Genomic DNA, 22,325 nt, shown 5'->3' with positions numbered 1-22,325 from the left:
ATTTTTATAAGTTTTAATTTTATTAATCTCATATAATGTCATTTTTCATAATTCGATAGCTTACTGAACTATTCTATCATTAATTATAGTAGTTTTCTACTAAATTAAGTGACTTTTTAGCCCTCTAATACAGCTTTTACTTCATCTTTCGATAATAAAGTTAATAATTCTAAAAATCTCTCTTCATCTATAACTTTAATTCCTAAATCATTTGCTTTTGTAAGTTTAGAGCCAGCTTCTTCTCCAGCTAAAACAAAAGTTGTCGATTTACTTACACTAGATGTAGCTTTTCCACCTCTTTTTTCTATCATATCTTTTGCATCATTTCTTTTTAATGTGGGAAGTGTACCAGTCAATACTATTTTCATTCCTTCAAATATTCTTTCTACTGTTTCACCTGTATTTTCTAATGATTTTGTATTTACTCCTACACTTTTTAGTTTTTCTATGACATTTATATTTTTATCTTCCTTAAAAAACTCAACAACACTATTTGCCATTATACTCCCAAATTCCTCTAAATCTTCTAATTGCTCAATTGTTGCAGAAATCACATCATCTAAATCTTTAAATTTTGAAGCAAGTATCTTAGCTGCCTTAACGCCTATAAATTTAATTCCTAAACCATTTATAAGTCTCCATAAATCATTTTCTTTTGACTTTTCTATTGAATTTATTAAATTATCAGCAGATTTTTCACCCATTCTTTCTAAATCAACTACATCTTCCTGTTTTATATAATATAAATCAGACACATCTTGAATTATTTTTTCATTTAGCAACAATGTAATTATAGATTCTCCTAAACCATCTATATTCATCGCGTCTCTTGATACAAAATGTATAATTCCCCTTCTTATTTGAGCTGGACAAGACATATTTATACACTTTACAGCAGCTTCTCCTTCTAATCTTACTGTTGGTTCTGAACAAACAGGGCATTTTTCTGGCATTTTAAAATCTACTTCCTCCCCAGTACGAGCTTCTTTTATAACTTCTAAAACTTGAGGTATTATATCTCCTGCTTTTTGAACCAATACTGTATCATTTATTTTTATGTCCTTCTCTTTTATATAGTCTTCATTATGAAGTGTTGCTCTACTTACAGTAGTACCAGCAAGTCTAACTGGTTCAAGTACTGCTGATGGTGTTATTGTACCAGTTCTTCCAACTTCTACTATTATATCTACTATTTTAGTTTTTTTCTTTTCTGCTGGAAATTTATATGCAATTGCCCATCTTGGGCTCTTTGCCGTATATCCCATCTCTTCCCTTTGTTTTATATTATTTACTTTTATTACCATTCCATCTATCTCGTATTCTAAATTACCTCTATTTTCTGTCCAATGTTCAATATGTTCGATAACTTCATCTATATTTTTACAAACTTTATAATTTTGACTTACTGAAAAGCCTAGCTTTTCTAAATATTCTAAGGATTCGCTGTGACTTTTTAAGTCATAATCTTCTATATTTTCCATATTGAATACAAATATATCTAGTGGTCTCTTTGCAGTTAATTTTGAGTCTAATTGTCTTAATGAACCTGCTGCAAGATTTCTTGGATTAGCAAATAGTGGTTGTTCCTGTTCTTCTTGTTGTTCATTCACTTTTCTAAAGTTATCTTTTGATATATAGACTTCTCCTCTAACTATTAACTCTTTTTTTTCATCTATTTTAAGAGGTATGCTTTTGACCGTCATTAAATTTTGAGAAATATCTTCTCCCACAATCCCATCACCTCTAGTTGCTCCTTTTTCAAACGCTCCATTATCATAGGTAAAACCTACTGAAAGCCCATCTATTTTAAATTCAACAACATATTCAACATTGTCTCCCACATAATCCTGAACTCTCTTATCAAAATCTCTCAAATCTTGTTCTGAAAAAGCATTTGATAAACTCAGCATAGGAGTTTTATGTACAATTTGATTAAATTTATCTAATGGCTTACCTCCTACTCTATTTGTTGGAGAATCAACTCTCTTTAGTTCTGGATTTTGTTCTTCCAAAGATATTAGTTCTTTCATTAGCTTGTCATATTCGTAGTCCGATATCTCTGGGCTATCTTGGTTATAATACCTTTCATTATGATAGTTTATTTGTTCTATAAGTTTATTAATTTCATTTTTAACGCTCACTCTTAGCACCTCTTCATATTTTTTAAATTGAATCATTTTAAAATTTCCCTATAATTAATTATTTCCTATTTATATATTTTTTAGTATATCACTTTTTTGACTTTAAATTTATTACAAAAAAAACTCTTATAGTATCTCTAACAATACCAATAAGAGTTTTTTATTTTCATTAGAATTTTTATATATTTAATAACCTTTTGATATATCTACAACATTATCTACAGGTTTATTTTCTATTATATAATGTTTTAAATTATTATAGACCATATTAAATGTTCTCTCTTTATTTTTGTCAGACACCCAAGAGTTATGAGGAGTTACTATAACATTTTCAAGCTCCCATAGTTTATTATCTTTACTTAAAGGCTCACTTTCAAATACATCTAACGCTACACCTCTAAACTTCTCTACACAATCTTCTAAATCTTTCTGATTAATGGTGTTTCCTCTACCTACATTAATAAATACAGAACCTTCTTTCATAAGATTAAACATATCTTTATTTACTATTCCGTCTGTACTCTTTGTAGAAGGCATTGCTACGACTATTATGTCACATTCCTTAAATACAACATCCATATCTTCAGTAGAAAAACACTTGTCAAAGTATTTTTTATTACTTCCATCAGTATTGACTCCCCATATTTCTACACCAAAGGCCTTTAACCTTTTAGCTGCTTCTGATGATATAGTTCCTGTTCCAAGAAATCCAACCCTTTGACCATATAATTCTGATACAGAAAAATCCATTTTCCATTCTTTATTTTTCTGTTGTTTAAAAAATTTTGCACTATTTTTATAAATTTCTAAAATATACATAACAATGCTTTCACCAATAGGTATACTATACCCGCCTCTATTGTTAGCTATTTTGATATCTCTTTTTAACACATCTTCTTTTGGTATTTGGTCTATACCTACACTTGTTGTTTGTATATATTTTAAATTTTCCATTTTGGAAATATCTAGTCTGTCAAAAGGATTATATGTAACTAGCACATCTGCAGTGTTTACATCTTCATTATTTTCTATACTATCTTCAGAATAATGTATAACATCATATCCTAATTCATTTATTTTTTTAAATTTTTCTTCTCCATAATTTATTGTAAATAATACTTTCATTTTACTTTCCTCCATCCACTTATATTAAGATTTTTATATCTTACAGTATAATATGATACTTAACACATATTAGTTAAATTTATTAGAAGATGGTTCTAAAAACTAATTTACTTATGCTCAATTGTTTTTCCTGAAGACATAGCATTGCGTTCTTGAACTAAATTTTCTATTAAATTATTTAATGTCCAATCAATAGATGTCTCTGTTACCATTGCTGTAAAAGGTCTATTTATTCTTACTTTTTTCAATCCTTCTAAAAATGCATTTACTTGTGTGCTGGAAATATTATTAAATATTACAGACTTACTTTTAATTCCATTATCACATTCACTTGATATATTCCCATCCAAAATATCTCTTACTATGTTTTCACCATTTTTATCACTTAAAATGATATGGTCTCTTATTCCAGCAAAATTACTAACATTTTTAATTAATGATAATTCTTTTTGATTAAAATTTACAAACATAATACATTTCCTGCTGTGTATTTTATCTAGATTATTATTATTTATTTTTTCAAATGACATTTTATCCATCCTTTCATTTATCTATATATTTTAATTTACCCTATCTATTTAAAATAATCAATTTTTACAGATAATTTTTATATTAATACCCCAAATTACATACAACTAATTCATCTATCCAAAACTAATATATAAATTTAGAATAATTAGATTAATATTTACAAATTATAATCTAAAGGAGAGATATCATACCATGAAGACACTACTAAACAAAAATTTTAGCATTAAAAACTTTTCATCTGCTTGGATTATAGTACTTGGTTGCATGTTGATACAAGCTATACCATTTAGTATTGTAGCAAGTATACAGCCTCAGTTTATAAGTTATGTTGTAGAAGGAGAAGGTTTTAGATTAGCATCTTTTTCTCTAATATTTACTTTTGGTACTATTGCTTCAGCAATTGCTTCACCATTTATAGGTAAATTATTTTCCAAGGTCAATGTTAAGATATTATATTTATTAGGCTGTATAATTTCTAGCATTGGTTTTGCTACATTTTCTATATGTACTGAACTATGGCAATTTTATACAGTATCATGCATCGTACAAATTGGAGCTACAATTATATCTGCGATAGGAATACCAATTTTAATAAGTGCTTGGTTTGATGAAAAAAGTAAAGGAAAAGCTATGGGCTTTGCTTTTGCTGGTGGCTCTATTGGTAGTATATTTCTACAACAACTTGTAGTTCGTTCATTAGCATCTCAAGGATATAGCCGTTCTTATCTAACATTTGGAATTGTAGCACTAATAGTTGGTATACCTGTGACATTATTTATGCTTAAAATGCCTAAAGATACTAATGAGAAAATAAACTCTAAAATAAAAAATGATGAAACACCTAATAAAATATCCCCTTCAGTATGGGGTTATACGTTAAAAGAGGCTAAAAAGAATAAATATTTTTGGATTATGACAATTGGATTTGCTTTTGTAGGTATATATGTTTCATCATTATCTGTACAATATCCGACCTACCTTAGAAATTATATAAATCCAATTTTAATAGGAACAGTAGGTTCCACTTTTGCATTATTTGCTCTTATTGGTAATTTATTTGGAGGATTATTGTTTGATAAATTTGGTCAAATAAAACCACTGATTATATCTTTTATATTTGTACTTATAGCTACTTTATCATTACTATTTGTCGATAAATCTTCTAATCTTGCATTTGTATTTGCTATTTTAAAGGGTCTTTCTGTATTTGCTTATATGATAGGACCTGCTTATTTAACTGGTGCTTTTTTTGGTCAAAAGGAGTTTGGCAGTATTTTTGGAATTGTTCAGTTAATTTTTGCAATTGGATTTGCACTTGGTTCAACATTATTTGGATTACTCGTTGATAATTTTGGCTATAAATTCTCTTGGTCTATTATAATTTTATCAGTTATAGTCGCCTATGCTTTACTTATCACAGCTTCTATGGGAATGACAAAGTTAAATAAGAAAAGGTTAGATAAATTGGCACAATAATTAATTCTTAATCCCTATAAAAATTATACAAAAAAGATGGAGACTCTAATAACAACTAGAACTCCATCTTTTTATTAATTATATTATAATATAGCTAACTTTCTTTTATTTTTAACAGTATTATCTATATCCTCATCTTTAACTATAGTAAATGCTTTTGTTGGACATACATTTACACATGCTGGTCCTTCTGGTGAATCTATGCAAAAATCACATTTGTTTGCTGTCATTCTTTCTCTAAAGCAAAGCTTTCCTTTGTCTATATCTTTTAGTGTAACTATATCTATTGCTCCTATAGGACATGCCAGCATACAAGTCTTACATCCTATACAATTTTCTTCATTTATTTTTATTGTATTACCCACCCTAACTATACCACCATTTGGACAGGCCTTTGCACAAGGAGCATCCTCACAATGTCTACATTGTATTGGAGCACTAACTTCCTTTGTTTTTATGACAGAAAGTTTTGGATTAAAGTTTATCTCGTCTGGACTTTTGTAAAAAATATCTTCATCTGAATGTGCAACCACACATCCTATCATACAAGTTCTACATCCTATGCACTTATCAGGGTCTGCTATAACAAAATAATTCATTACTTAGCCACTTCCTTTCCTATACAGTATGTAGTGTGTAATAAATGATGAGATTTTTCTCCTAATGGCTCCACTAGATATTCATCATATAATTTTTTAATGTCAGAATTTTCATGAGATTTTCTAATTGCCAAGTGTTCATCATGCACATATGTTGCTTTTGTTCTATTTTCATAGGCTAATTCTTTATATTCTTCTAGTAAAATTTTTGGCTGACCTCCACCACTTACACATCCAACAGGACAAGTCATAACCTCTATAAAATCTATATCCAACTTTCCTTTTTCTAAATCTTCAAGTACTGGTATTACATTTTGCAGTCCACTTACTACACCAACTCTTAAGTCTAAATCTCCTACCTTAATAGTTGATTTTCTAAAACCACTTTCTCCTCGTACTTGTTTTACTTCTACATTAGGTATGCTTTCTCCAGTTATAAGCTCATAACCTGTTCTTATAGCTGCTTCCATAACTCCACCAGTAACACCAAATATAGTTCCAGCTCCACTGTAACTACCTAAAGGGCTGTCAAACTTTTCTTCTCTTAAATTTTTAAAATCAATTCCCATGTCTTTTATTAGGTAAGCTAGTTCTCTAGTAGTTAACACTACATCTACATCTCTATATCCACTAGAATCCATCTCTTCTCTATCACATTCATACTTTTTACATGTGCATGGCATTATAGAAACACTAAATATTTTAGATGCATCCACATTATTTATTTCTGCGCCATATGTCTTAAATATTACGCCACCCATCTGTTGAGGTGATTTACAAGAAGATAAGTGATTAGTTAACTTAGGATAATTTTTTTCCATAAATTTAACCCAAGCTGGACAACAAGATGTAAACATTGGAAGAGTTCCACCTTCTGTAACCCTCTTAATTAACTCACTACCTTCTTCCATTATAGTTAAATCAGCTGCGAAATTAGTATCATAAACTCTATCAAATTTTAATGCTCTAAGCGCTGCTGCCATTTTTCCAGCACCTAAATATCCTAGATAGTATCCAAAATCCTCTCCCAAAGCTACTCTAACTGCTGGTGCACATTGAACCATAGTAAATACATCTGGGTCACTTAAAGCTTTTTTTACCCTATCTACATCGCATACATTATGTGCTGCGAATATAGGTTCATTTATTGATTCTGGTATTTTTCGTTCTTGTTTTTTATCTTTCAAAAACTCAAATCCTTCATCTATAACTGAAGCATACGATTTACAAGTTTGAACACATTGACCACACATAACACATCTATCTGGGTTTATCTCTTGTGGTTTTCCTTCTTCCCCCTCAATAGCATTTACTGGACATACCTTTGAACATTCTCTGCATCCAGTACATAAATCTTTATCTATATTTATTATCATAAACGTCACCCCTTTATCCTTTATTTATTTGTCAACAATAAACTAAGTGCAGCTTGTCTATTCTTAGCTTTTTTGTCATCTATTGGAGTAACAAGTTTTAATGCATCTTGAGGACATGCGCTTATACAAGCTATTTTTTCATTGTCTTTACATAAATCGCACTTATACGCTATTTTTTTATTTTCTTCCAAAATTACTTGTTCTACTTCTTTACCATCTTTATATTGTGGAAGTAAATCTATAGCTCCAAAAGGACATGCTAGGAGACAAGTTTTACACCCTATACACTTTTCTTCATTAACAAACATGACATTGTTCTCTTTGTTTATAGCTTTTTGTGGACATGAATTTAGACAAGGAGCATCTTCGCAATGTCTACATTGTATTGGCATACAGAAAGTATCACCTTTTACTAAATAGAGTCTAGGTATAACTGGTATGTCAACTGTCCCAACCGTATATCCTACATTATTATGTTGGTTATGCATTGTAAAACAAGCTACTTCACAAGATCTGCAACCTGTACATTTACTTGGGTCTGCTATTACAAAAGAGCCTATTTTATTATTCATATTATCCCACCTTTCAATTTGTATATTTCTAAGTCCCTAGTTATTTTTATTATATATATTTATATATTTTAGTGTTTTTTCAATACTTATATTTCGCTTGCATTTTTTACACAAATTATATTTATTGGCATATACTTTGTCAGTATCATCAATTACTACTCCACACACTTCACATCTTGAATATTTTTTTTCTTCTTTATTAGCATACATACGCTTCAGTCTCACTTTTTGATAACTCTCTGTGAATTTGCATAGATATTCATTCGTCTTCCTCTTACAAATCCAATAAGAGTTATATTTAATTTTTTAGAAAGCTCTATTGATAAATTAGTTGGTGCTGATTTTGATATTACAATAGGAATTTGAGTCATAGCTGCCTTTAGTATCATCTCTAAAGATATTCTCCCACTTACAACTACAGTTTTATCTTTTAGTGATATTTCATTTAAAACACAAAACCCTATTGCTTTATCCATTGCGTTATGCCTTGCTACATCTTCACAGGTCACTATTTTTTTATCATTATCAAATATGGATACACTATGTACTCCACCTGTATTTTTAAATAATTCTGACGAATTTAAGTTTTTATCCATTATACTGTAAATCGCATCATAATTTATTTTTATATTACTCTCTACAGGAGCACAACTTATATAGTCTAGTGAGTTTAAAAATATAATTTGTTCCTCTTCATCCTTATGTCTCTCTTGAATAGTTACTTTTGTAACACGTTCCTTATCATTTATTTCTATATCTAATATGTCTTTTTTATTTTCTATATATCCCTTTGTTCTCAAAAAACCAACTACAAGCTCTTTTAAATTATATGGTGTACATAAAAATGTATTTATGTATTTATCATTTAAAATAAAGCTAAGTGGATATTCTGCAATTATTTCTTCATATTCATTTGATAAATCATGTTCATTTATTTTGCTTATTTCTAATTTAAAAGAATTCATGTATTCATAATCTACTAAACTATAACTGTTTTCAAAAACTTCACCTTTACTATTTTCTTGGGACTTAGTTTTTGAGTATATATTCTCCATAAGATATTTGCCCTTCCGCTTTTTATAAATCTTTAATCTAATAACTACTAAACATTTGTGGCAGTCATTTTATCTTTAAGACTTTGATATTCTTCTCTTACACATTTCTCTGCTAACTCTTGGTCATCAAGTTTTTCAAGTTTAACAGCACAATATTTGTATTCTGGTGTTTTAGATATAGGGTCTAAGTTTGCTATTGTAAGCTCATTACAAGCTCCAACCCACCACTGATAAGTCATATATGTTGCTCCTTCTTTAACTCTGTCAGTTACTGTTGCTCTTGTTATTACACTTCCTCTTCTTGAACTAATTCTAACTAGTTCATCATCTTCAATTCCTAATCTATCTGCATCATTACAATTTATTTGAACACGACCAGGCTCATCTTCTAATGAGCTAAGTGTTCTACAGTTACCAGTCATAGTTCTTACTGAATAGTGACCAACTTCTCTCACAGTACATAAACTAAATGGATACTCATCATCTTCAACTTCCATAGGAGGTCTCCATTCTGCAGCAAATAAATTACCTCTTCCATTAGGAGTAGAGAATTTTTGTCCTTCATATAGATACATAGTTCCTTTGTCTTCCATACTTTCACTCTTACAAGGCCATTGAACAGAACCTTGGGCCTCTATTTTTTCATAAGTAGCACCTAAGAAATTTGGACATAATGCTCTAAGTTCATCCCATATTTCTCTAGTATTTTTGTAGTTCATAGGATATCCCATTGCTGTAGAAATTTCACTTATAATTTGCCAGTCTGGTTTTACATCTCCTTGTGGCTCTATAGCTTTTCTCATCAATTGGAATCCTCTATCTGCACATGTATATACTCCATCATGTTCGCCCCAAGAAGTAGCTGGAAGTATAACATCAGCATGAAGTGCTGTCTTATTCATAAATATATCTTGAACAACAACAAACTCTAACTCATCTAAAGCTTCTCTAACTTCTGATGCATCTGGGTCACTTTGTACTGGGTCTTCCCCAAATATATAATAAGCTTTAAGCTTCTTCTCTTTTAACACTAAATTTGGAACTTGAGTTAAACTATATCCATTATTAGGAGATAACTTTACTCCCCAAGCATTTTCAAATTTTTCTCTTATCTTATCATCAGTTACATTTTGATAACCAGGATATACATTAGGAAGAGCCCCCATATCACAAGCTCCTTGAACATTATTTTGTCCACGTACAGGTCCTATTCCAACGCTTTCTCTACCAAAATTACCTGTAAGTAGAGCAATTGATGCAAGCCCTTTAACTACATCAACAGCTTGACCAAATTGGCAGACACCCATTCCATAAAGTATCATTGCCTTCTTACCTTTTGCATATTCTCTCATAGCTCTTCTTATAAGTTCTTCTGGAATTCCTGTCAGCTTCTCAGCATATTTAGCTGTATATGGTTTAACAATTTCTTTGTACTCATCAAATCCTTGTGTATGGTTTTGAACAAAGTCTTTATTGTAAAGACCTTCTTCTATTAAAACGTTTCCAAAAGCATTTACTAAAACCATATTTGTTCCACCCTTTATAGGTAGATGTATATCAGCAATTCTTGCAGACTCAGTTAATCTAGGGTCAGTAACAATTAACTTAGCTCCATTTTTCTTAGCTTTAATTATTCTATTTGCAACTATTGGATGTGAATCTGCTCCATTATATCCAAATATGAATAAAACATCTGCTTTTTCTATTTCTGGTATAGAATTAGACATTGCACCACTACCTAATGAGTAAGCCAGACCGGCTACAGATGGTGCATGTCAGACACGAGCACAATGGTCAACATTATTAGTTCCTATTGTAGCTCTCATAAATTTTTGCATTATATAATTTGCTTCATTACCAGGCCCTCTTGCAGAGCCTGTTCCCATAATAGAATCAGGACCATATTTTTCTTTAATTTCGTTTAATCTTGAAGCTGTATAACTTATAGCTTCATCCCATTCAACCTCTTCTAACACACCTTGTTTTCTTATCATTGGTTTTTTTAGTCTAGGTGTTAAAATTTTAGGGTCATTTAGAAAATCCCATCCATAACGACCTTTTAAACATAAACTTCCTTGATTTGTTCTACCATCAGCTGGCTCTGCTTTTAATATCTTGTTATCTTTTACTACTAGATATAATTGGCATCCAGCTCCACAGTATGGACAAACTGTTAAAATTTTCTTCTCCATACATTTCCCCCCTTAGATTTATCCCCTGATGAGTAAAATTTACCTTAAAGATAATAAAGTACTTTTATAATATGCAAAATTTACAAATATTTTGCAATATTATCTATTAAATTCAACAATTTTCTCACAATTCCTTTTAAATTTCAAAAAAAATATGTCATAACAATCCTTATATTTTAATCGCCTAATTAAAATATTATAGTTCTTATGACATATTTTTTACTATATGCTTATTTAGATTTATCTAATTTTCACTTAAAATGGCATTTCTACCAATTCTATTTTTCATTCTATAGTGAGTAATTACAGTAAAGATACCACTTCCAATCAGAATCAAATAGTACATAAATCCACCATATAAAAATACTGCATAACCCATTAGAGGTTGAGGGAATACTGATTTAAATATAGTGAAAAATGCTAATTCATTAGCTCCTACATTACCAGGTGTTGGTATTGGAGATATTGCCATATATAAAAAAGCTTGTAGTGTTAATATATAAATATAACTATAACCTTGTAAATTAAATGCTTTATATATCCAAAATGAGACACTAAAGTAAGCACTTAATTGAATAAAAGTCACTATAATAGTTAAAATCAATACTTTTTTATTTTTAGCAAAAAAACTTATTGCTTTACTATAATCATCTATAAAATTTTCTATAGAGTCTACTTTACTCTCTAGGAATCTTAAAAACTTAAATTTTGATAAATATTTTACTGAAACTCTCATAAAATATTTTATTTTTTGAGGATTTAAAATAACTAAAATTATCATAATTAAAACAAATGAATTAATTGCTATTCCTAGAAACACTAAGGGCATGATTACTTTCATTTGTTTTTCTAGCATAGCTAGATTCATTAATACTAATATTGTGCAATAAACAGTAACTACTATTTGAAAAATAATAGACTTATTTGTAACAACTGCACTTGCTTTGCTAAGTGGCATTTTGCATTTTTTAAGTACATATATTTGTACTGGTTGGCTTCCTGAAGCAAATGGAGTTATTAGATTATAATAAAATCCCATAATGGCTAGCTTGAAACCAATAAATCTAATATTGACTTTGTGAGTACTTTCTATAATTATCTTCATTACTAATCCTTCAAGCATTATGTGAGACATTATTGCCAAAGCCCCTACAAATAAAAACTTTTTATCTACCATAGTTATAACATTTGATAACATCTTAATATCTAATGTTTTAAATACCAAGTAAATTGTTATACCTATTAATAAAAATAAAAATGTATACTGTAGTAGACTCTTTCTAATATTTTTTAGTTTATCCATTAGAAAAACCATCCTTTGCTCAAGATTTATATTAAACACCATATTATTAGTATACACTACTAATATTAATATTTTATAACAAAATACCTTACAATTTTGTAATTTACAAAAAATATTAATCTATAAATTAAATTTTAATATATAGATTAATATTTTACAAACATTTTGTAGATATATAATGTATTTGCACTGAGTAATACTTTATTATATCCACTTATATCCTATCCCCCATACAGTCTCTATTGTATAAATATCATAAGATTTCAACTTGCTTCGTATATTTTTTATGTGTTCTGTAATAACACTTATATCACTTTCTCCATCAAATCCATATATATGCTCATATATTCTTTCTTTTGAAAAGACTTGTCCCTTATTTTTTGCTAGAAATTCACATATTAGGTACTCACTCTTAGTAAAATTTATCTTATTATTATCAACAGAAATTTCTTTTCCCAAAAAATTAAATTGAACATTTGATATAGTTAATGAATTTTTTTTCTCTCTATTTTCTCTTCTCAAATGAGCATTTATTCTGGCTCTTAACTCACCTACACCAAAAGGCTTTGTAATATAATCATCTGCCCCTATACCAAGACCATACATAACATCACTTTCCATATTTTTAGCTGTCAAAAACAATATTGGACAATCAACCTTATTTCTTATAATTTTACATACTTCAAAACCATCCATTTTGGGCATCATTACATCTAATATTATTAGATTAAAAGGATTATAATCAATATCAAGAATGTTTTCTACATCACTAATTACCTTTACTTCATGCCCATCTCTTTTTAATATATTTTCAATTAACTTTAACATATCTAATTCATCATCTACTACTAGTATCTTAGACATACTAACACCTCCATTACATATTTAATGACACCTTAATTTATATATTTAGTTATATCTTTATAAATTTATATAAAATCTCATACTATTATATTATAACTTAAAGCAATTAATTAATATTTTATAGTAGAATCATTTTAACACTTCAAACATAAAAAATTTATATTTTAAACACTTAATATTTATTTTACATAGATTCCTTTAAATAGCAAAATTTATTTATTAATTTAATATTGTAATATTCTGGATATATAATAAAATCAATAATAAGAAAACTTTTTATAAATATATACATAGGTCTTTAAATCGGAGGAAAATATTATGGATAAAAATATCAAAACAAGTAATTATAATGTTCCATTTGATTATGCACGAAAAAAACTCAAAGAATTGGACCCTCATACAATTAGTAATTTAAGTAATATTGACTTTAATAGTGATTCAAGCAAATTTACTATTGATTTTTTTGGTAGACAGTATATAGTTGATTATCCGAGTGGAGAAGTTTGGAATAGTAATGGAAGTCTCTGTAAAAATTTCGAACTTAAGATTCTAATGCTTAGGTATTTGTGTAATTCTAAAGGTATACCTCTTACAAATAAATATATAACTTTTAAAGAAGTTCCTGGAGGCAATGTCTATTATCCTAACTTTCTAAATAGAACTCTAGCAAGACTTTCAGAAATCTTTACATCTAAAATAGATAAATATAAACTGGTCATGGAGAATATTGGAGCTGAAAAAGTAAAGATGGGTGACCTAGCTTATAAGTTTACATACATAGGTAATACTTCTATGATATTTATACTTTGGTTTGGAGATGATGAATTTCCACCAAATTCAAATATATTATTTGACTCTAATATAATTTATTATTTTAATGCAGAAGACTTAGCAGTTGTTCCTGACACAGCTATAGATGCAATTTTGAATAAAGTAAATCAATTATAAACATTGATACTATTGTAGTAGAATTCTTGATAAATTTAGTCAGAATCTAATATGAAATGGAGTTAAGAAATGAACGTAGAAAATCAATATTTATCAGATAAGGTAAACCAAGTGCACTAGCTACAACACACTACTATGAGATATTAGAAAATCTAGAAAAAAGATAATGTTATTATACACAAATAAGTATAGCTTCTTTGTATTTTTTAAAGCTGCTATACTTATTTAAAATGATGTTACATAAAACATGTTAAACTGGCTGGTCTAACCGATTTAAATATTATTGTTTACTCTTTCCAATTTGTAACACAATCTCATAATTTAACTTACTTCTCCTTAGGTCAACTCCAGATATACTTTTTATCATCCCACAGTCTAACATGTCTTCAAAGACCTTTCTAGATATGCCAAGCTTCTCACGTAATAACGTGGATACCTTTAATTGACATGGATACTTACTTGCAATACGAATTTGTGTAGAGTCATCAATACAAATATCTTGACCTACTATTTTATATTCTGGGATGCCAACTTTCGCCCCATTTCTATGTAAAAACTCAACATTCATAGCATATTGTTTAACAAGATTATAATCATTCGTATAAAATTGTTCTAATATCTCTGGATTTAAGTTTTTTGGATTAATACGAGAATATATGGTTGAATTCCATGTTGAATCACAATTTGAGCATTTATATATTAACCAAATATCTAAATACTTATGTTGGGCATTCACTCTAAATAAATCTGAACAGATGTATTCAGTCTTTTTCCCACATTTTTTACAGTACCTAATTACTGGCAATTGGGATTTATACTCAATCTCCCAAGTAATTTTTTGCATAAATACATTTTCCTTTCTATAATATTGCTAAAATAGAAAGTCGTGAAAAGGTGGAATATAATCAAGCATTTTTTTCAAAACAGTACCTCCTAATTTTTAATAAATTTAAATTTCAATTACACACTTATATAATAAATTATTTCCTCTTAATATAGACACTACTGCTGAATTTTCTTATTATATAAGCTTCTGAAATTAATTAAATTATAGCATCCACTAAAAAAAAACTATACCTTAAACATTTTTAACAAAAGAAAATAAGCCAGTATAGTTATAGAACTATACTGGCTTACACTTAAATATCTTTTCTTTTTTCTTGTAATATAATTCTTTGAATACTCTTCAAAGACAGATAATATTTTTCTGATAAATACTGCAAATCATGACCAACTTGATAATCTTCATAAATTTGCATATTTCTAATTGTTAAATCTTCACGAGTAGATGTATTACTTCCCCATTCTCTTTTATTGTTTGATTTTCTGGGAATATAAATACATTCTCCATCCACATATTCTTGTATCAATTCAAGTAATTCTTCTGGTAATATATGTATTGCTTTTTTATAGCTCATTTTGCTCTCCTATTAAACAGTAATTTTTTATTAGGAATAGCAAAGGGCTATCTGTATATTAAATTTTATAGTTGCAATAGCCCTTGCTATGCAAAAATAAAGATTAAATCAAGCATAAAGTCTCACCCCTCCTTATATCACAGCGATACATATAAGTCTATCAATAGCACAAATAGTTGTCAATCAACATAATTTCTTTATTTTTTATTTATATTTGTAGTTTATTATATATCAAATTAGAATTGTTAATTAAAAAAAACTTTTACATTGATGGGTTTATTACTGAACATGGAACTCCAACTATACATTTTCCACAGATATCACATCCACCTATATAAGAATATTTTTTCTCATTTATCATACACATTTCATAACACTTATTTCTATCAAACCCATCTTCTTTTAAAGCTTCTTTCACACATTTACTTACACACTTTTTACAACTATTATTATGTTTATACAAGCAGTATTCCTTTTCTGGTCTTTTAGTTGGTTCTAACTTTAAGCTTGTGATTATACTTCCTATCCTTCCACAACATCCTTTTTCTGTAATAAGCATATTGTTTAGACCAAAAGTTCCAAGACCTGCTATGAATGCTACATGTCTTTGTGACCAATCACTAATCAATTTATCATTATCAAAATTATATGACCCAGGAATAGCATAGGAGTCAAATCCCATGTTGCCTAGCTCTTCACATAAAAAATTATTTAAATCGGAAATCAATTTATTAGTTTCTATATAAGCTCTTGCCCAACTTTCTGAACATTCGAGCCCTCCAATATTACTATTATTTATGTTTTTATCAAAGGGTATAAAATATGTAATTATAGTCTTACCATCTTTTAAAAAATCTTTTGGCATAGCATGAGATGTTCCTACAATATTTTTTAACTGATAAAACATTTCATCTTCAGCAGAAGCATAGGCAAATAAAAGCTCTTGCCACTTTTGAGTCACATCATTTGAATTATAATAATCTTTTACAAAGTTATTCATTAATTTTTCAATTCTATTTTTCATAATATCCCCCCAAAAAAGTATCTCTTTCTAATTTAATACTATTATTTTATATTATATAATAGTATGCTATATTCTGCTCATCAATTAATATAAAAAAGCTTCTAATATCAATCAGATACTAGAAGCCTTTTTTTAATTATATAATTTAGTTAATCGAAATTCCTGCACTTGCATATCCTGCTACAGTATTAACTAATGAAAGTCCTGACGCTGTCGCTGTAAATACTAGTAAGAATCTAGTTTGTGCTGTTACTGATATATTTAATCCTGTTACAATTCCATTAGAAACTGAACCAAGTGATAATATACCTGTAAGTGGTGGAGCCAGTGTAACTGTTGCTCCTGGTACAGCTGTAAATGAGTTGTTTGGTGCAGTTGATTCATAAAGTGTAGCTGTAATTGTGACTGTTGAACCAATAAGTGAAAGCGCTGCTGTTGTACTAAAATATGCTGAAATAGATGTTATTGTTCCAGCTCTTGGCATTGAAAATGCAAAGTTAGTCAATGTTCCTGCTGCATTTGTAAGGTCTATTACTCCACCAACTATACTTAGGCCTGGAGCTGAACTTCCAAAACCTACAAATCCTGGTGTGCCCACTAATCCACCAGCTATAGTTGTAAGTGCTAGTGGTATACCTGATGCAAAAGGTATTATAGCACTAGCTCCTGGTATTCCTGTTGGACCTGTTGCTCCTGTTGGACCTGTTACTCCTGTTGCTCCAGCTGCTCCTGTATTTCCTGTTGCTCCTGTTGGTCCTGTTGCTCCATCTGCTCCTGTATTTCCTGTTGCTCCTGTTGGGCCTGTTGCTCCATCTGCTCCTGTATTTCCTGTTGCTCCTGTTGGACCTGTTGGACCTGGTACTCCATCTGCTCCTGTGTTTCCTGTTGCTCCTGTTGGACCTACTAATCCATCTGCTCCTGTTGGGCCTGTTGCTCCTGTTGCTCCTGTCACTCCTGTTATTCCTACCCCTGTTGCTCCTGTTGGACCTGTTGGACCTGTTGCTCCTGCTGCTCCTGCTGCTCCTGTTGGACCTGTTGGACCTACTAATCCATTTGCTCCTGTATCTCCTGTTGCTCCTGTTGGACCTGTTGGACCTGTTGCTCCAGCTGCCCCTGTATTTCCTGTTGCTCCTGTTGGACCTGTCAATCCATTTGCTCCTGTTGCTCCTGTTGCTCCTGTTGGACCTGTTGCTCCAGGTGTTCCTGTTGCTCCTGTTGGACCTATTAAACCTGTTGCTCCTGTTATTCCTACTCCTGTTGCTCCTGTTGGACCTGTTGGGCCTGTTACTCCAAATCCTGTTGCTCCTGTTATCCCTGTTGGACCTGTTATTCCATTTGCTCCTGTTACTCCTGTTGGACCTGTTGGGCCTGTTACTCCATCTGCTCCTGTATTTCCTGTTGCTCCCGTTGGACCTGTTGGGCCTGTTACTCCAAATCCTGTTGCTCCTGTCGCTCCTGTTGGACCTACTGACCCTGTTGGACCTGTTGGACCTATTAACCCTGTTGCTCCTGTGTTTCCTGTTACTCCTGTGTTTCCTGTTGCTCCTGTTGGACCCATTGGTCCAGTTGGACCTGTTGGGCCTGTTGGACCTGTTCTACCTCTTGGACCCATTGGACCTGTTGGACCTATACATGATGGTGGGCAACCATGATGACAGTCACAACTATTACAACTATCACAACTGCTATTGCAATCATCATAGTTGTTATCATGGTTATTACCATCAAATGGGCCAAAATATTTATTTCTACTCATTACTTAAAGCACCTCCTAATATATTTGAGCTTTCATGCTCTCTATATAATATGTCAAAATTAGTATTATTGTGACTTATCAATAACTTTTATATTTACTAAAATAATTTTCATTGTACAAAATAGCACTATCGTTAGGTTTGATTTCTTTTGCTTTTTCATGATAAGATATCGCTTTATCCATTTCTCCTAGTTTGTCATAGCATACACTTAATTGTATATATGGTAAGTATCCATAACAATCATTTGACTTAAATCCTCCATTAATGTCATTTTTATCTCTAGTTAATGCTACCTTATACCAAAAAATAGCTTCTTTATATCTTTGTCTATCAAACAAGTGCTTTCCTATATCACAGCAAACTTCTGCTCTTGGCTCATCAAATTCAAAGCTTCTAAATAAAGAATATAAGGCACTTTTTTCATCATTAATTAAGTAATAACATGTGGCTAAATCTCTGCAAGCACTTATACAATCCTCAATCCACCCTTTTGAAGAGTCTAAAAACTTAGTAAAACCTTCTATAGCATCTTTATATCTTGCATTATAATACAATTCTCTTGAGTAATAAAACTGATGTCTTGGCTCCAATATCCTACCTTCTGAAATCATTTTTTCAAAAATTCTGAGATTTCTTAAAGGGTCCTGTCTATGAAGTTTTTTATGTGATATTGCAATGTCAGAATAAAATATTTCTCCAACAAGAGGTATTACTTCATGAATAGGGTCAACCCATTTATAATTAGAACTTCTCTTAAATAAGCGTTCTCTATAATATGATAAAGTTGGTTTTCCGTTTTCATCAAATGATACATTGTATTTTGCCATGACCATATCAATAGAAGTATCTAAATTTTCTTTAACTTTTGATAGTTCTTTTCTATCCTCTTCTAAAATTATGTCATCTGCATCAAGCCACATTATATAGTCTTTAGAAGCTTTAGAAAATGAAAAATTTCTCGCAGCAGAGAAGTCATCTATCCATTCGAAATCGTACACCATGTCTGTATATTTTGAAACTATTTCTTTTGTGGAATCTGTGGAACCAGTATCTACAACTATAATTTCATCTACTAAATCCTTTACACACTCTAAACATCTGCCTATAACTTCTTCTTCATTTTTAACAATCATGCACAAACTTATTGTAATCATAATGTACAACTCCTTTGTCTTTTATATATTACAGACATAAGTAATATATGGTATTTACTCTTATTTTGTTATTGAAATATGGAAAATTTTTAACGACAAAAAATTAGTAGGTAAGTTTATTTATCATATATGTTTATAGTTCATTTTTATTTAATTCATAATTTAAATATATCGATTTGATTGATATTTATTTTTGCGTTACCATAAGTATAAGAATACGTAAAATTTAACCATTCATACAAGATAAAAAATAAAACTATTTTTGATAGGAGGTAAATTATGAAAAAATACTTTGAAATATTAAAATCTAGTGGAGCTGACATTGCAGTTTCAATAGACCCTAAAACGATTGTCACAGCAGCATGGACAATTTATAAGTGTCAGTTTGGTTGTAATACATATGGTCATAGTCATTGTTGTCCACCCAATACTCCAACCTATCAACAGACGCAAGCAATAATAGATTGTTACAAAAAAGCTATTTTATTTCGATGTCATAAAATGAGTATTGTTACTCCTTTAGCTGTTGAAATAGCAAGAGAACTTTTTTTAGATGGATATTATAAATCAATTGCTTTTGGAAGTGGCCCTTGTACAAAGTGTGCTAAATGTAATCCTGATACTTGTAGTTTTCCTAACAAGACTGCTCCATCAATGGAAGCATGTGGTATTGATGTTTTTGCTACAGTAAGGTCAAATGGACTTGAAATAAATACTTTACGAGAAAAAGGAGAAATTCAAAACCACTTTGGCTTATTATTAGTTGATTAAAAAAATTAATATTTTCTACTGAACTTTTTATATCAATTTTTTGTATTTATTATCTGCATAATAGTATGCAATTATATATTATAAACTTATATTTATAATCTTCTTTATCTTTTATCATAAGTTCATAGGATTTACATCTAAATTAACCCCTTATGCAAATTAACCAGTGTGGTCTATAAGTTATCATATCATTGCAACCACATTGGTTAATATCTCTAGAAAATCTCTAAACTGATACGTAAAATTACTATTTATTACTTATTTACTTGACATTTTAAAAAACTTCTTTTTTTAAACAAAAAAATAATCATGTTCATTTAAACATGATTATTTTGACATTAGTTATATACTATAAATTAAGCTTTTAAAATAATACTCTACTCACACTTCTCCATTATATGATCAATCAATCCATATTCTTTAGCTTCCTTTGCAGTCATAAAATTATCTCTATCTGTATCTACTCTAATATCTTCTATTGATTTTCCAGTATTCTCAGAAAGAATTCTATCTAATTTTTCCTTTGTTCTCAACATATTATCTACTGCTATTTTTACATCTGTTGCTTGCCCTTTAGCTCCACCCATAGGTTGATGTATCATAATTTCTGCATTAGGTAAGGCATATCTTTTTCCTTTTGTACCTCCAGAAAGTAAAAAAGCGCTCATACTTGCAGCCATACCAATACAAATAGTTGATACATCACATCTTACATAGTTCATAGTATCGTATATAGCAAACCCTGATGTTACAGCCCCTCCTGGGCTATTTATATATATAGTTATATCTGCATCTGGGTCTTCTGATTCTAAGAATAGTAATTGAGCTACTACTAAACTTGCAATAGCATCATTAATTTCTTCGCCTATAAATATAATTCTATCTTTTAATAGTTTTGAATATATATCATAAGACCTTTCACCTTGACCTGTCTGTTCAATTACATGTGGTACTAAACTCATGCTACTTTCACCTCACAATTAATATTAAAGTTGAGATAAGAATTGATTTCATCTCTTCTTCGTTCATAACTAATACTTGTATAAGAAATACAATCTACATTTTGGATTTGATGATTTGGATTTAAAACAAATCTTTGTTGAATAGGATAAAATTCATCTTTACTTCTATATACTTGTGGAGATTCTTTATATAAAGTTTTAAATGCTAATGTGAAAGACTGGTGTGTAGCATATCCAACTGTAAGAGCTATATCTATAATGTATTTATCTGTAAATACAAGTTGTCTAGCTGCTTCAGTAAGTCTCCTTCTTTTAATATATTGATACATAGTACATCCCACAATGTTTGTAAACATTCTGTGTAAGTGATATTTTGAATAACTAGCAACATCAGCCATTTTATCTAGATTTAGATTTTCTGTAAGATGTTCTTCTATATAATCAATGATTTCCATAATTACATCTGTATTTGTTTTCAACCTCATCATCTCCTTTTAAGTATTATAACTCATACAAGAATTTTCTTCTTAATATAAATTGCTATCTTAAATTAATGACTGATATAAAAACTCAATTAATAATAAATTTATAATTTGTTGAATTGTCTTAGCTATTATTTACTAATTTTATTTTTCCTATATTCTTTCAAACCTTTATTTAATAAAATAGATTCTTCCTTATCTCTTTTACAAGTAGCAAGTGTTATACAAAGATAGATAATAAATATAGATAGTGCTATAAACAGAGTTTGAAAAATATGACCACTATCAATCCAATTACTTTTAAATGAAAACCACAGAACGAAAACAAATAGAAAAATTATATGAATTACTTGTCGAATTAGTAACTCTTTTCTACCTAGTTCTCGTTTTGAATAAAAAATTAATGTGGATAGAGATGTGACCAATGCAATTAATAAAATCTGTTGGAAAATATTTATACTAAATGTCTCATCAGGGCTAAATATTAAACAAGAAGTAAAAACAGATATTAAAACTCCTGTAGTTATCATACAAAAATAACGAACTACATACTTTAGTGTATTTATTAAATTCAT

At 29.7% G+C, this 22,325-nt stretch carries 22 protein-coding genes; 3 read left to right on the top strand and 19 right to left on the bottom strand.

Going from position 1 to position 22,325, the window contains the following annotated elements:
• Positions 1 to 116: 116 nt before the first annotated feature.
• The 3 genes from ligA to IR151_RS14660 all read right to left on the bottom strand — a co-directional run bounded on the left by ligA (position 117) and on the right by IR151_RS14660 (position 3,736).
• Positions 117 to 2,141 (bottom strand): NAD-dependent DNA ligase LigA, encoded by a 2,025-nt coding sequence (gene ligA / locus IR151_RS14670; protein WP_227435743.1) that lies wholly within the window; start codon positions 2,139 to 2,141, stop codon positions 117 to 119.
• A 186-nt stretch (positions 2,142 to 2,327) separates the two neighbouring features.
• Positions 2,328 to 3,266 (bottom strand): phosphoglycerate dehydrogenase, encoded by a 939-nt coding sequence (locus tag IR151_RS14665; protein WP_227435742.1) that lies wholly within the window; start codon positions 3,264 to 3,266, stop codon positions 2,328 to 2,330.
• A 107-nt stretch (positions 3,267 to 3,373) separates the two neighbouring features.
• A complete protein-coding gene (locus tag IR151_RS14660; RefSeq protein WP_227435740.1) occupies positions 3,374 to 3,736 on the bottom strand; it encodes a DUF3783 domain-containing protein in 363 nt (120 codons plus the stop codon).
• Between the two features lie 253 nt (positions 3,737 to 3,989).
• On the opposite strand from IR151_RS14660, the gene IR151_RS14655 reads away from it, so the two are divergent.
• Positions 3,990 to 5,273, top strand: a complete 1,284-nt coding sequence (locus IR151_RS14655) for a conjugated bile salt MFS transporter (RefSeq protein WP_227435738.1) — start codon at positions 3,990 to 3,992, stop codon at positions 5,271 to 5,273.
• An 83-nt stretch (positions 5,274 to 5,356) separates the two neighbouring features.
• On the opposite strand, the gene IR151_RS14650 is transcribed toward IR151_RS14655, so the two are convergent.
• From IR151_RS14650 to IR151_RS14615, 8 genes are all read right to left on the bottom strand, one after another.
• Positions 5,357 to 5,872, bottom strand: a complete 516-nt coding sequence (locus IR151_RS14650; RefSeq protein WP_227435736.1) for a 4Fe-4S dicluster domain-containing protein — start codon at positions 5,870 to 5,872, stop codon at positions 5,357 to 5,359.
• Complete coding sequence (locus tag IR151_RS14645; protein ID WP_227435734.1) at positions 5,872 to 7,248, bottom strand: [FeFe] hydrogenase, group A; 1,377 nt, start codon at positions 7,246 to 7,248, stop codon at positions 5,872 to 5,874. Before IR151_RS14645 ends, IR151_RS14650 begins: the two co-directional genes overlap by 1 nt.
• A 20-nt stretch (positions 7,249 to 7,268) precedes the next feature.
• Positions 7,269 to 7,820, bottom strand: a complete 552-nt coding sequence (locus tag IR151_RS14640; protein WP_227435731.1) for a 4Fe-4S dicluster domain-containing protein — start codon at positions 7,818 to 7,820, stop codon at positions 7,269 to 7,271.
• Positions 7,821 to 7,856: 36 nt separating this feature from the next.
• Positions 7,857 to 8,030 carry a hypothetical protein gene (locus IR151_RS14635; protein ID WP_227435728.1) on the bottom strand — a complete coding sequence of 58 codons (174 nt, stop codon included), beginning with the start codon at positions 8,028 to 8,030 and terminating at the stop codon, positions 7,857 to 7,859.
• An 11-nt stretch (positions 8,031 to 8,041) separates the two neighbouring features.
• Complete coding sequence (fdhD, locus tag IR151_RS14630) at positions 8,042 to 8,875, bottom strand: formate dehydrogenase accessory sulfurtransferase FdhD (protein WP_227435717.1); 834 nt, start codon at positions 8,873 to 8,875, stop codon at positions 8,042 to 8,044.
• 47 nt (positions 8,876 to 8,922) lie between these two features.
• A complete protein-coding gene (gene fdhF, locus IR151_RS14625) occupies positions 8,923 to 11,067 on the bottom strand; it encodes a formate dehydrogenase subunit alpha (RefSeq protein ID WP_227435714.1) in 2,145 nt (714 codons plus the stop codon).
• A gap of 244 nt (positions 11,068 to 11,311) precedes the next feature.
• Positions 11,312 to 12,370: a lysylphosphatidylglycerol synthase transmembrane domain-containing protein gene (locus IR151_RS14620; protein WP_227435711.1), complete on the bottom strand. Its 1,059-nt coding sequence runs from the start codon at positions 12,368 to 12,370 to the stop codon at positions 11,312 to 11,314.
• A gap of 204 nt (positions 12,371 to 12,574) precedes the next feature.
• Complete coding sequence (locus IR151_RS14615; RefSeq protein WP_227435708.1) at positions 12,575 to 13,234, bottom strand: response regulator transcription factor; 660 nt, start codon at positions 13,232 to 13,234, stop codon at positions 12,575 to 12,577.
• 318 nt (positions 13,235 to 13,552) lie between these two features.
• Between IR151_RS14615 and IR151_RS14610 the strand changes: the two genes are divergently transcribed.
• Complete coding sequence (locus tag IR151_RS14610) at positions 13,553 to 14,182, top strand: DUF3786 domain-containing protein (RefSeq protein WP_227435704.1); 630 nt, start codon at positions 13,553 to 13,555, stop codon at positions 14,180 to 14,182.
• Positions 14,183 to 14,462: 280 nt separating this feature from the next.
• Here the strand turns inward: IR151_RS14610 and IR151_RS14605 are convergent, their stop codons facing one another.
• From IR151_RS14605 to IR151_RS14585, 5 genes are all read right to left on the bottom strand, one after another.
• The gene (locus IR151_RS14605; protein ID WP_227435703.1) at positions 14,463 to 15,026 is read right to left on the bottom strand and encodes a DUF1062 domain-containing protein; all 564 of its coding nucleotides are present in this window, start codon (positions 15,024 to 15,026) and stop codon (positions 14,463 to 14,465) included.
• Between the two features lie 295 nt (positions 15,027 to 15,321).
• Positions 15,322 to 15,600, bottom strand: coding sequence for a CD3324 family protein (locus IR151_RS14600; protein WP_227435701.1), 279 nt, complete (start codon positions 15,598 to 15,600; stop codon positions 15,322 to 15,324).
• Between the two features lie 262 nt (positions 15,601 to 15,862).
• A complete protein-coding gene (locus IR151_RS14595; RefSeq protein WP_227435699.1) occupies positions 15,863 to 16,624 on the bottom strand; it encodes an epoxyqueuosine reductase in 762 nt (253 codons plus the stop codon).
• A gap of 145 nt (positions 16,625 to 16,769) precedes the next feature.
• Complete coding sequence (locus tag IR151_RS14590) at positions 16,770 to 18,380, bottom strand: exosporium glycoprotein BclB-related protein (protein ID WP_227435697.1); 1,611 nt, start codon at positions 18,378 to 18,380, stop codon at positions 16,770 to 16,772.
• Between the two features lie 78 nt (positions 18,381 to 18,458).
• The gene (locus IR151_RS14585) at positions 18,459 to 19,535 is read right to left on the bottom strand and encodes a glycosyltransferase (protein ID WP_227435695.1); all 1,077 of its coding nucleotides are present in this window, start codon (positions 19,533 to 19,535) and stop codon (positions 18,459 to 18,461) included.
• A gap of 279 nt (positions 19,536 to 19,814) precedes the next feature.
• On the opposite strand from IR151_RS14585, the gene IR151_RS14580 reads away from it, so the two are divergent.
• Complete coding sequence (locus IR151_RS14580) at positions 19,815 to 20,306, top strand: DUF2284 domain-containing protein (RefSeq protein WP_227435693.1); 492 nt, start codon at positions 19,815 to 19,817, stop codon at positions 20,304 to 20,306.
• A 377-nt stretch (positions 20,307 to 20,683) separates the two neighbouring features.
• Here IR151_RS14580 and clpP read toward each other — a convergent pair whose 3' ends face one another.
• The 3 genes from clpP to IR151_RS14565 all read right to left on the bottom strand — a co-directional run bounded on the left by clpP (position 20,684) and on the right by IR151_RS14565 (position 22,325).
• A complete protein-coding gene (gene clpP / locus IR151_RS14575; RefSeq protein WP_227435691.1) occupies positions 20,684 to 21,268 on the bottom strand; it encodes an ATP-dependent Clp endopeptidase proteolytic subunit ClpP in 585 nt (194 codons plus the stop codon).
• Positions 21,265 to 21,753, bottom strand: a complete 489-nt coding sequence (locus IR151_RS14570; RefSeq protein WP_227435689.1) for a helix-turn-helix domain-containing protein — start codon at positions 21,751 to 21,753, stop codon at positions 21,265 to 21,267. Before IR151_RS14570 ends, clpP begins: the two co-directional genes overlap by 4 nt.
• A 128-nt stretch (positions 21,754 to 21,881) precedes the next feature.
• The gene (locus tag IR151_RS14565; RefSeq protein WP_227435686.1) at positions 21,882 to 22,325 is read right to left on the bottom strand and encodes a DUF3021 family protein; all 444 of its coding nucleotides are present in this window, start codon (positions 22,323 to 22,325) and stop codon (positions 21,882 to 21,884) included.

Origin of the sequence: Clostridioides sp. ES-S-0006-03, assembly GCF_020662275.1 — a bacterium.
In the GTDB taxonomy this organism is placed as follows: domain Bacteria; phylum Bacillota; class Clostridia; order Peptostreptococcales; family Peptostreptococcaceae; genus Clostridioides.
This window is presented reverse-complemented; position numbering and strand designations above follow the sequence as displayed.